General features: G+C 76.3%; 8 protein-coding genes. 5 read left to right on the top strand and 3 right to left on the bottom strand.

The window, feature by feature from the left end:
- Positions 1–2,082, top strand: a 2,082-nt coding sequence (locus ABT106_RS29865) for a phosphodiester glycosidase family protein (RefSeq protein WP_351283588.1), incomplete at its 5' end; no start/stop codon positions are given.
- Between the two features lie 37 nt (positions 2,083–2,119).
- On the opposite strand, the gene ABT106_RS29860 is transcribed toward ABT106_RS29865, so the two are convergent.
- The 3 genes from ABT106_RS29860 to ABT106_RS29850 all read right to left on the bottom strand — a co-directional run bounded on the left by ABT106_RS29860 (position 2,120) and on the right by ABT106_RS29850 (position 5,669).
- Positions 2,120–4,060, bottom strand: coding sequence for an ABC transporter permease (locus ABT106_RS29860; RefSeq protein WP_351283586.1), 1,941 nt, complete (start codon positions 4,058–4,060; stop codon positions 2,120–2,122).
- A gap of 195 nt (positions 4,061–4,255) precedes the next feature.
- The gene (modA, locus tag ABT106_RS29855; RefSeq protein WP_351283583.1) at positions 4,256–5,083 is read right to left on the bottom strand and encodes a molybdate ABC transporter substrate-binding protein; all 828 of its coding nucleotides are present in this window, start codon (positions 5,081–5,083) and stop codon (positions 4,256–4,258) included.
- Positions 5,084–5,273: 190 nt separating this feature from the next.
- A complete protein-coding gene (locus tag ABT106_RS29850) occupies positions 5,274–5,669 on the bottom strand; it encodes a TOBE domain-containing protein (protein ID WP_351283581.1) in 396 nt (131 codons plus the stop codon).
- A 134-nt stretch (positions 5,670–5,803) separates the two neighbouring features.
- On the opposite strand from ABT106_RS29850, the gene ABT106_RS29845 reads away from it, so the two are divergent.
- The 4 genes from ABT106_RS29845 to ABT106_RS29830 form a co-directional block, all read left to right on the top strand.
- A complete protein-coding gene (locus ABT106_RS29845) occupies positions 5,804–6,187 on the top strand; it encodes an RNA-binding S4 domain-containing protein (RefSeq protein ID WP_351283578.1) in 384 nt (127 codons plus the stop codon).
- Positions 6,188–6,283: 96 nt separating this feature from the next.
- Positions 6,284–6,919, top strand: a complete 636-nt coding sequence (locus tag ABT106_RS29840; RefSeq protein ID WP_351283575.1) for an alpha-ketoglutarate-dependent dioxygenase AlkB — start codon at positions 6,284–6,286, stop codon at positions 6,917–6,919.
- A gap of 112 nt (positions 6,920–7,031) precedes the next feature.
- Positions 7,032–7,454, top strand: coding sequence for a hypothetical protein (locus ABT106_RS29835; RefSeq protein WP_351283572.1), 423 nt, complete (start codon positions 7,032–7,034; stop codon positions 7,452–7,454).
- Positions 7,455–7,552: 98 nt separating this feature from the next.
- On the top strand, positions 7,553–8,028 hold a 476-nt coding region (locus ABT106_RS29830), incomplete at its 3' end, for a fasciclin domain-containing protein (protein ID WP_351283569.1).

Raw genomic sequence — 8,028 nt, 5'->3', positions numbered from 1 at the left:
GTACGGGATCCCGCCCGGGCTAAGCGGCGTCCCGCCCCCGGCACCACCCTGCTGCTCGGCCTCGGCGCCGCCGCGGCCGAACTCGCCTCCCTGCGCCCCGGGGACCCCGTCGCCGTAGCGGCCTGCGCCGTGCCCGGCCCGGGCCCGGCCCCGGTCGACGCGGTGGGCGGCCGGGAGCCGCTCGTCGTGGCCGGGGTCCCGCAGGACCACGACGGCGAGCCGAACAACGCCGCCGCACCGCGCACCGCGGTCGGCCTCTCGCGCGACGGGCGCCGCCTGCGCCTCCTCACGGTGGACGGCCGCCAGCGCGACAGCGGCGGCCTCACCCTGACCGCGCTGGGCCGGCTGATGCACCGCGCCGGCGCCCACGAGGCCCTCAACCTCGACGGCGGCGGCTCCTCCACCCTCCTCGCGGCCATCAGCGGAGTCACGGCCCCGGTCCTGGAGAACTCCCCCTCGGACGGCCGCCCCCGCCCGGTGCCCAACGGCCTCGTCCTCACCGCCCCCGAAGGCCCCGGCCGGACCACCGCCTTCCGGGTCGACGCCCCCGGCGGCGCCAGGGTCTTCCCCGGCCTGACCCGCACCCTCACCGCCACCGGCCACGACGCCGCGCTCGGACCGGCCCCGGGCCGGCCCCGGTGGTCCGCCACGGCGGGCTCGATCGGGGCGGACGGTGCGCTCCGTGCTCCGCGCGCCGGGGGCGTCACCGCGTACGCCCGGCTCGGCCCGGCCCGCGGCACGCTCCGCCTCGACGTGCTCGGCCCGTTGGCCCGGCTGCGCGCGGTCCCGGCCCGGATCGGCCTGGCGGAGGCGGGCGAGAGCGCCGGGTTCGTGCTGACCGGCTACGACGCCCAGGGCGCGGCCGCCCCCGTCGAACCCCGGGACGTGACCCTGCGGTTCGACCGCTCGCGGTGGCGCGTCACCGCCGGCGCCGGGGGCGGCTTCACCGTCACCGCCCTCGTCCCGCGGGCCGCCGGGCGGCTGCGGGCCACCGTCCGGGCGACCGGGGCCACCGCCGAACTGGCCCTCGGCGTCGGCCTGGTCACCCGCGAGCTCGCCGGGCTGGAGGACGCCGCCGCCTGGACCGGCCCGGGCGCGGCGCCGGCCGAGGGCCACCCGGGCCCCGGGCTCGCCCTGCGACTCCCGCCGGGCGCTCCTTCGGCTCCGGGCGCCCCGTCGGCCCCCGGCGCTCCGGTGGCTTTCGGTGCCGCGGCGGCCCCGCCACGGCCGCTGGCCGTGCCCGAGCCGGCCCGGGCGTTGACGCGGTGGGTCGGCGGCGACGGCTCCGGCGCCCGGCCCGCCGTGGAGCTGGCCGACGCGGACGGGACCGCCGTCACGCTGCGCGGACCCGTCGTGGACTGGACCGGCTGGCGGGAGATCACCCTGCCGCTGCCCGCCGCACCGCAGCGGCCGCTCACCGTCACCGGGTTCTCGGCCTCCGCCGGGACCCGCCCGGGCCGGCTGCTGCTGGACACCCTGGCCGCCCGGACCCCGCTCACGGGCCCGGCGGCTCCCGCCCCGGACCGGCCGGACCCGGTGGTGGCCACGGGCGCCGAGGTCCGCGCCCGGCCGTGGCGGTTCGCCGTCGCCCCCGGCGCGGGGCACCCCCGGACGGCCGGAGCGGACCTGGTGGTGACGGGCGCCGAGCAGCGGCCGTTCCTGCACCGCGGCGTACGGTTCCTGCCGCTCGACACCACCCGCCGTACCCTGGCCGGGGGCGGACTGGACCGCGTACGGGCCCTGCGGGAAGCGCTGTCGGCCGCCGCCGGGGATCCGGGCACGGGAGCGCTGGCGGTGGTACGCCGGCATGCCGCCCGCACCGTGGACCGCAAGGAGGAGGCCCTCCTGACGCGCCACCTCGCGGAGTTCCGGCGCACCACCGGGAAGGGGGCGGCGGTGATCACCGTCGGCGCCCAGCGGTTCGCCGCCGGACGGTCCGAGGGCGTGCTCGAGCTCGCGGCGGCCCGTACCGGCTGGACCCTGGTGGGCGCCGACGCCTTCCCGGGCCCGGGCCGCGACTGGCTCTCCGTACGGCCGACCGGCCCGCTGCCCCGGACCGGACGGGCGCCAGGGCCGCCCTGAACCGCCACCGCCACCGCTACCGTCGCCATCGCCGTGGCTACAGCGGGACGAGGGTGACCTCGGTGGCCTTCACGCTCGTCCACACCTCGACGCCGTCGGCGATGCCCAGCTCGGCGGCGGCCTCCGGGGTGATCTCCGCGACCAGGTCGGGTGCCCCGGCGGAGGAGACCAGGACGCGCAGCCGGCTGCCGACCGCGGTGACCTCGCGCACGGTGCCCCGCCAGACGTTGCGGGGACTGCCGCCCGGCCGGTCCCGGTGCACGGAGACGGCCTCCGGGGCGATGATCGCCAGCGCCGGCGACCCCTCAGGCAGTGCCTCGGCGACGACGAGGCGGCCCCCGCCGGCGAGGACGAGGCCACCGGCCGAGGCGCTGCCGGGCCAGGCGTTGCGCCCCAGCATCCGGGCCACCCAGGGGGAACGCGGGTGCCGGGTCACCTCGGCGGGCGGCGCGTCCTGCAGGGTCCGCCCGTCGGCGAGTACGAGGACCCGGTCGGCCAGCGACACGGCCTCCACGGGATCGTGCGTGACGATCAGGCAGACACCGCCGAAGCCCGCCAAGTGTGTGCGCAGGGTGTGCCGGACGTGGGCCCGCGTCGTCTGGTCGAGGGCGGCGAGCGGCTCGTCCAGGAGCAGCAGCCGGGGCCGGGCCGCGAGTGCCCGGGCGAGGGCGACGCGCTGGGCCTGCCCGCCGGACAACTGCGCGGGCCTGCGGTGGGCCAGGTGTCCGACCCCGAGCCGGTCCAGCCAGGTCTGGGCCTCGCGGCGGGCGTCGGCGCGCGGCACCCGGCGGGCGCGGAGCCCGTACGCGGTGTTCGCGAGGGCGCTCAGGTGCGGGAACAGCGCGCCGTCCTGCGGTACCCAGGCGACCTGGCGCCGGTGCGGGGGCAGCGCGGTGACGTCCGTACCGCCGAGGACGAGGTCGGCGTGGGCCCGCGGCGTCAGGCCGAGCAGGGCCCGCAGCAGCGTGGTCTTGCCGGCGCCGTTCTCGCCGACGACGGCGATGGTGGTGCCCGGCGCGGCGTCGAGCGTGAGGTCGTTGAAGCCGGTGACCGTGGCGTGCAGGGGCCAGCGGCCGCCGCCGTCACCGGGCGCGCCCCCGGCGGGCTCCGCGGCCTCGCCCGCACGAACCGGGGGCGGGGTCTCCTCGGCTGGCTTCGGCGTCTCGGCGGCGCCGCGGGCGACCGGGGTGCCCGTCCAGCGGCCGCGCAGCGCGACCAGGACGGCCATGGCGATGGCGAGGAGCAGCAGCGAGACGGAGGTCGCCGCCTCCGGCTGGTCCTGGAGCAGCAGGTACACCTGGAGCGGGAGGGTCTGGGTGGTGCCCGGCAGGTTCCCCGCGAAGGTGATGGTCGCGCCGAACTCGCCCAGCGCGCGGGCCCAGGTGAGCGCGGCGCCCGCGATCAGACCCGGGGCCACCATGGGCAGCGTGACGGTGAAGAACACCCGGACCGGCGGGGCGCCGAGGGAGGCGGCGGTCTCCTCGTAGCTCTGCTTCAGGCCGCCGAGGGCGCCCTCCAGGCTGATGACGAGGAACGGCATCGCGACAAAGGTCGCGGCGACGACGGCGCCCGAGGTGTGGAACGGCAGGGTGATCCCGAAGCCGTCTTCCAGCCAGGGCCCCAGCAGCCCGCGGCGGCCGAAGCCCAGCAGCAGGGCGACACCGCCCACGGTCGGCGGCAGCACCATCGGGAGCAGCACGAGCGAGCGGATGAGGGGCTTGCCCCTGAAGTCGACCCGCGCCAGCAGCCAGGCGAGCGGCACCCCGAGGAGGAGGGAGAGACCGAGGGCCCACAGAGAGACCAGCAGCGACAGCTTCAGGGCCTCGACCACGCCGGGGCTGCTGAGATGGGTGGCGACGTCGCCCCACTGGGTGCGGGTCAGGATGCCGATCAGGGGCAGCAGCAGGAACCCGACGGCGAGCAGCGCGGGCAGCGCCAGGGCCACGGGGGGTCGGGTGCGGGTGCGGAGTCTGCTCATGAGGGGTTCCTGGCTGGGGGTTTCGGCGGCGTGTGAAGCGTACGGCGGCCGGCCCCGCCCGGACGTGCCGGGAGGGGCCGCCCGTCCCCCCGGACCGGGCGGCCCCTTCCGCCCCCGCCGACGGCGCGGAGCCCGCGTGGCCCCACGGTGAGGACAGGACGGCGGCGTTCGGTGCGCGACCGGTGCGGTGATCGCCTACGGCTTCTGGAAGCCCGCGTCCTGGAGGATCTTCTGCGCCTCGGGGCCGCTGAGCCAGGCCACGAACGCGGTGGCGGCCGCGGCGTTCTTCGACTGCTTCAGCGCGGCGGCCGGGTAGGAGGCCACCGCGTTCTGGCCGTCCGGGATCTCCACGGCGACCACCTTGTCGCCGGACTTGGCGGAGTCCGTCCGGTAGACGAGGCCGGCGTCGGCCTCGCCCAGCTCGACCTTGCTCAGCACCGCGCGGACGTTGGGCTCCTGGGAGACGGGCTTCACCGTGACGGCCTGCTTGTCCAGGATCTCCTTGCTGTAGCGCCCGACGGGGACCTCGGGCGCGGCGAGCACGACCTTGATCTTGGAGTCGGCGAGGTCCTTCAGCTCGTCGATCTTGAACGGGTTGCCCTGGCCCGCGGCGATGACGAGGCGGTTCTTCGCGACGACCGTGGCGGTGCCGGTCTCCGCCCTGAGGCCGTCCATGGTCTTGGTGTCGGCGGTCACCAGCGCGTCGGCGGGGGCGCCCTGCTTCACCTGCGCGGCGAGCTCCTGCGAACCGGCGAAGGAGAAGGTGACCTTCGTGCCCGGGTGGGCCTTCTCGTAGGCGGCGCCCGCGGTCTTGAACACGTCGGTGAGGGAGGACGCGGCGAGGACCGTCAGGTTCGCGGCCTGGGGCTCGGCGGAGGCCGTGCCGGAGCCCGAGGTGCTCGGGGAGGAGTCGGCGGCGGGCTTCCCGTCGCCGCCGCCGCAGGCGGCCAGCGGGACGAGCAGGGCGCCGGTCAGCGCGGCGGTGGCGGCGCGGCGGCGGGTCAGGTTCAGGGTCGGGGACATGGCTGGTGCTCCTCGGTCGGGTCGGCGGCCGGCCGGGTGCCGGTACCGCGCGGTGGTGACCCCGCGCCGGTGACGGCGGAGCGGGTGGGGACGGGGTGGGGACGTACGGGGTGGGGAGGCGTGGGGCGGTGTCGCGTTCCGGCCGCGGCCGTCGCCGCGGGGTGAGCCGGTGTCGGGCCGGTGTCCGGGTTCAGACGCGGTCGATGTGCACGCTGGTGGACTTCACGCGGGCGGTGGCCCGCATGCCGACCTCCAGTCCGAGCTCCTCGACCGCCTCACGGGTGAGCAGCGAGACCAGCCGGTGGGGACCCGCCTGGATCTCGACCTGGGCGGCGACGTCGCCGAACGTGACGGCCGTGACGATGCCCGGGAAGGCGTTGCGCGCGGAGGTGTACGGCTCGCCGTCCTCGGTGTGGGCGCCCTGCCCGACCTCCACGGAGAAGGCGGCCAGGGCGCGGCCGTTGATCAGGCGTCGGCCGCCCTCGTCACGATGGGTCGCGACCCGGCCGGCGTCGGCCCAGCGGCGAGCCGTGTCGGGGCTGACGCCGAGCAGGCGTGCCGCCTGGCCGATGGTGTAGGACTGCATGTGCGACAAGGTAGGTGCTCATATGCCGCACGTGCAATTCTCTTGGGTGCATATCCATGGTAGGTGCCATGTCTCTTGTCGCATCCGCCAAGACTCGTTCCGGCTTCCGCGGGCCCGCTCGCTAGAGTCATGGCATGGCTGAAGAGGTAACGGCGACGGGCACGGTGCGGGTCGACGCGTGGATCTGGTCCGTACGGCTGACGAAGACCCGGTCCACCGCCGCGACCGCCTGCAGGGCGGGCCACGTGAGGGTCAACGGGGAGCGCGCCAAGCCGGCGCAGCCGGTGCGCGCGGGTGACGAGGTGCGGCTCTTCCATGCGGGGCGCGAGCGGATCGTCGTGGTCCGGCGCCCGGTGGCCAAGCGGGTGGGCCCCCCGGTCGCGGCGGAGTGCTTCATCGACAACAGCCCGCCGCCGCCCACGCGCGTCGAGGCGGCCGTGGTCGGCATCCGCGACCGGGGTGCGGGTCGCCCGACGAAGCGCGAGCGCCGCGACATCGAGACCCTGCGCGGCCGCTGACGGCTCCGGCGGCCGGTTTCCCGGGGTGCGGGCGTGCGGGGAGCCTCCGTGCGCCTTGATTCGAGCATGTGTTCGAGAAAGGGCTAGGCTGGAGGCATGCACGCGGTCCAGGGCCTCCAGGGCTCCCTCTTCGACCAGGGCGACGAGATCCTGCTCGGTCCGCTCGGCGGCGTCCGGCGGACCCCGCTCGGCGCCGGGGCCTGGGTCGATCACCTGACCGGCTGGCTGACCGGAGCCGACCTGCTGTTCGAGCGGCTGGCGGCCGACGTGCCCTGGCGGGCCGAGCGGCGGCGGATGTACGAGCGGGACGTGGCCGTACCCCGGCTGCTCGCCTTCTACGGCGACGGCGAGGCCCTCCCGCACCCCGCCCTCGCCGATGCCCGCGAGGCGCTGAGCCTGCACTACGCGGACGAGCTCGGCGAGGGGTTCACCACCGCCGGACTGTGCCTCTACCGCGACGGACGCGACAGCGTGTCCTGGCACGGCGACCGGACCGGCCGCTCCTCCACCGAGGACACCATGGTCGCCATCGTCTCCGTCGGGGACCCGCGCGACCTCGTCCTGCGCCCCCGCGACGGTGGCGCCACGCTGTTGCGGCTGCCCCTCGGGCACGGTGACCTCGTCGTCATGGGCGGCTCCTGTCAGCGGACCATGGAGCACGCGGTGCCCAAGTCGGCTCGGGCCGTGGGACCCCGGATCAGCGTGCAGTTCCGCACCCGCGGAGGCCGCTGACCGGGGCCCCGCGCAGCCGTTCCGGCCCGCCGCCGGACGTCAGCCCCCAAGCCGATTTCATCCGTTCGGCTGAACGGCCAATCCGCCGGGCCCGCGGCGCCGAAGACCAGGTGTGAGCATCAACCGCAGCACCGACGAGCAGGGCGCACCGGCGCCCTCGCTCATGGACGCCCCGACCGGTACGGGGCCGCTGCGCGCACTGATCGGGCGCCTGACCGCCGTACCGGGCGGTCAGGGCGCGACAGCCGGATTCGGGCCCGGCTGGAGTCGCCGGGGTCACCTCGCCGTGGTCGGGGCCTCTGCGCCGGCCTCGATCGCGGCGGGGTGCCTCGGCCGGCGGCCGGACACCCCCGGCGGCCGAGAGGCGACGGCCTCCCGCGGCGCGATACGACGTGCCGTACCCGGCCCGCCCGCCGCGGTGGCGCTCCGCGGCGCGGTGCGGGTCCGGGAGTGTGACCGGGGACGCGACCGGGTCATACCCGGCGGCGCGAGCGGCCCGCCCGAGGCCCCCGTGCCCGTCACCGTCACCGGCTGAACCGGACCTCTTTCCTTTCCTGCCCCATGACATCCGTACGTACAGGCATGCGTCCATTCGTCATGCCCAGCGAGCAACTCCCAAGGAGTACAGCCATCATGAACGCTCTTCACTTCCGCCGTACCGCCGTAGCCGTGGCCGCCGCGGCCGTCCTTCCCTTCAGCCTCGCGGCGTGCTCGGAGTCGGGCAAGGACTCCGCGGCGGGTTCCACCGCGAGCACGGACAGCTCCGCTTCGCAGCCGGCCACCCCGGACGCCTCGATGGCGATGGACAAGCCCTTCGGTCCGGCCTGTGCGGGCGTGCCCGCCGACGGCGCGGGTTCGTTCGACGGGATGGCCAAGGACCCGGTGGCGACGGCGGCTTCGAACAACCCGGCGCTGTCGACGCTGGTGACCGCGGTGAAGCAGGCGGGTCTGGTCGACACCCTGAACAACGCCAAGGACATCACGGTGTTCGCGCCGACCAACGACGCCTTCGCGAAGATCCCGAAGGCCGACCTGGACAAGGTCCTGGCCGACAAGGCCACCCTGACGAAGATCCTCACCTACCACGTCGTGGGTGAGAAGCTGACCCC

Origin of the sequence: Streptomyces sp. NPDC002044, from assembly GCF_040296725.1 — a bacterium.
GTDB classification, from domain to species: domain Bacteria; phylum Actinomycetota; class Actinomycetes; order Streptomycetales; family Streptomycetaceae; genus Streptomyces; species Streptomyces antarcticus.
Note: the sequence above shows the minus strand (reverse complement) of the source record. Positions and strands in the feature narration are given on the sequence as shown.

What these genes read in the sequence shown, in the direction of transcription:
- ABT106_RS29860 (WP_351283586.1), bottom strand. Translation starts at nt 4,060, where the DNA reads ATGAGCAGACTCCGCACCCGCACCCGACCCCCCGTGGCCCTGGCGCTG.
- modA (WP_351283583.1), bottom strand. Translation starts at nt 5,083, where the DNA reads ATGTCCCCGACCCTGAACCTGACCCGCCGCCGCGCCGCCACCGCCGCG.
- ABT106_RS29850 (WP_351283581.1), bottom strand. Translation starts at nt 5,669, where the DNA reads ATGCAGTCCTACACCATCGGCCAGGCGGCACGCCTGCTCGGCGTCAGC.
- ABT106_RS29845 (WP_351283578.1), top strand. Translation starts at nt 5,804, where the DNA reads ATGGCTGAAGAGGTAACGGCGACGGGCACGGTGCGGGTCGACGCGTGG.
- ABT106_RS29840 (WP_351283575.1), top strand. Translation starts at nt 6,284, where the DNA reads ATGCACGCGGTCCAGGGCCTCCAGGGCTCCCTCTTCGACCAGGGCGAC.